Here is a 2,142-nt window from a genome sequence, read left to right as displayed (position 1 = left end):
GCCTCGGCCGCGTCCCCGCCCCGCCCCAGGTGCCGCCGAGCCAGGGCCCGCACACGGTCGGAGGCCTCAGGCACTGCCCGTCCTGCCCGCCGGAGTCCTGGCCGCCGGCGTCCTGGTCGGCGAGCGCCTGGTGGTGGCGGATCACCTCGGCGATGACGAAGTTGAGGAACTTGGCGGCGAACTCCGGCTCCAGGTCCGCGTCCTCGGCGAGCGCCTTCAGTCGCGCGATCTGCGCGGTCTCGCGCCCGGGGTCCGAGGGCGGCAGCTCGTGCTCGGCCTTGAGCCGGCCGACGCGCTGCGTGAACTTGAACCGCTCGGCGAGCAGGTAGACCAGGGAGGCGTCGATGTTGTCGATGCTCCCGCGGATGGCGTAGAGCTCTTCGAGGACCGCCGGGTCCGTGGAGCCGGCCAGGGAGCTGGCGTGGGGGTCGTACGGCGCGCTCATGGACGCCACCCTACGCACGTCGCCGCTCCCGGTCGCACCCGTCTCACTGCGCGGGCCCGTCGGCCGCTGCCCCGTCGGCCGCCTCGTCCAGTGCCCGGTTGCGGGCCCGGTCGATCGTGACCTGGCCGAGCACGCGCGTGCCGCGGTAGAGCACCGCGGTCTGGCCGGGGCGCCACCCCGCGCAGCGGGTCCTCGGGGCGGATCAGCCAACGCTCGCCGTCGGCGACCACCTGCGCACGCGCGGGGACGATCTCCCCGTGGGCGCGGAACTGCAGCTCGCAGTCGAACCAGTCCCCCGCCGCGGCCTCGGGCAGCGCGCCCCGGCCCAGGTGGGGCGGACGCCCTCGATGCGGTCCACGTCCAGCAGCTCGCGGCCGCCGACCACCACGGTGTTCTCCTTCGGCCGCACCTCCAGCACGAACCTGGGTTTGCCGTCCGGGGCGGGGCGGCCGATGGCCAGGCCCTTGCGCTGGCCCACGGTGTAGGCCTGGGCGCCGGTGTGGGTGCCGAGGTGCTCGCCGTCGGCGCCGCGGATCTCGCCAGGTTCCAGGTCGATGCGCTCGGCGAGCCAGCCGCGGGTGTCCCCGTCCGGGATGAAGCAGATGTCATGGGAGTCCGGCTTCTGCGCCACGGAGAGCCCGCGTTCGGCGGCCTCGGCGCGCACGAGCTCCTTGGAGGGGGTGTCCGCGAGCGGGAAGAGGCAGTGCTCCAGCTGCTCGGCGGTGAGCACGCCCAGCACATAGGACTGGTCCTTGGCGTCGTCCGCGGCGCGGTGCAGCTCCGGCGTCCCGTCCGGGCCGGGCCGGACGGCGGCGTAGTGGCCGGTGCAGACGGCGTCGAAGCCGAGCTGCAGGGCGCGCTCGAGCAGGGCGGCGAACTTGATCCTCTCGTTGCAGCGCATGCAGGGGTTCGGGGTGCGGCCGGCGGCGTACTCGGCGACGAAGTCGTCCACCACGTCCGCCTTGAACCGCTCGGAGAAGTCCCACGTGTAGTAGGGGATGCCGAGGCGCTCGCAGGCGCGCCAGGCGTCGGAGGCGTCCTCGATGGTGCAGCAGCCGCGGGAGCCGGTGCGCAGGGTGCCGGGCATGCGGGACAGCGCCAGGTGCACGCCGACGACCTCGTGTCCGGCGTCCACGGCACGCGCCGCGGCGACGGCGGAGTCCACTCCCCCGGACATGGCGGCCAGGACCTTCATCGGGTGCCTCCTGCGGCGTCGAGGGCGGCGGGCAGGGCGGCGATCAGCGCCTCCACGTCCGCCTCGGTGGTCGTGTGGCCGAGTGTGAGTCGGCCGGTGGCGCGGGCGTCGGCCTCGGGCCGTCCCAGCGCGAGCACCACGTGGGACGGCTCGGCCACCCCGGCGGTGCACGCCGAGCCGGAGGAGCTGTCCACACCGGCCATGTCCAGGGCGAACAGCAGGGCGTCGGCCGAGCCGCCGTCCACCACCAGGTGCACGTTGCCCGGCAGCCTCCGGGTGCCCGGCTCCAGGGGCTCGCCCATGGCCGGGTCCACGTCCCGCGGCCCGGTGACGGACGCCCCCGGGTGGTCCTCGACGACGGCCAACAGCTTCTCGGCGCAGCCGGCCCAGGCGGATCGGATAGGGCGGGCGGTTCGGCAGCGGGTCAGCCCCCACCATCACCAGCGCGAACACGAAGCCGGTGAGCAGGAAGTGGACGTTCATGAACTCGTGGCCCACATGG

At 74.5% G+C, this 2,142-nt stretch carries 1 protein-coding gene and 3 pseudogenes; all 4 read right to left on the bottom strand.

Annotated features, from left to right (window positions below; genetic code table 11):
* Positions 1-79: 79 nt before the first annotated feature.
* Positions 80-445, bottom strand: a pseudogene (locus AC2W7A_RS11815) (chorismate mutase); the annotation flags it as partial.
* Positions 446-488: 43 nt separating this feature from the next.
* A pseudogene (gene mnmA, locus AC2W7A_RS11810) lies at positions 489-1,640 on the bottom strand (tRNA 2-thiouridine(34) synthase MnmA).
* Positions 1,637-2,005, bottom strand: coding sequence for a hypothetical protein (locus tag AC2W7A_RS11805; protein WP_485991512.1), 369 nt, complete (start codon positions 2,003-2,005; stop codon positions 1,637-1,639). Before AC2W7A_RS11805 ends, mnmA begins: the two are co-directional and overlap by 4 nt.
* Positions 2,006-2,078: 73 nt before the next feature.
* A pseudogene (locus tag AC2W7A_RS11800) lies at positions 2,079-2,123 on the bottom strand (hypothetical protein); the annotation flags it as partial.
* Between the last annotated feature and the right edge of the window lie 19 nt (positions 2,124-2,142).

The sequence above is a fragment of the Micrococcus sp. LASM2_SD2 genome (assembly GCF_057364565.1).
This window is presented reverse-complemented; position numbering and strand designations above follow the sequence as displayed.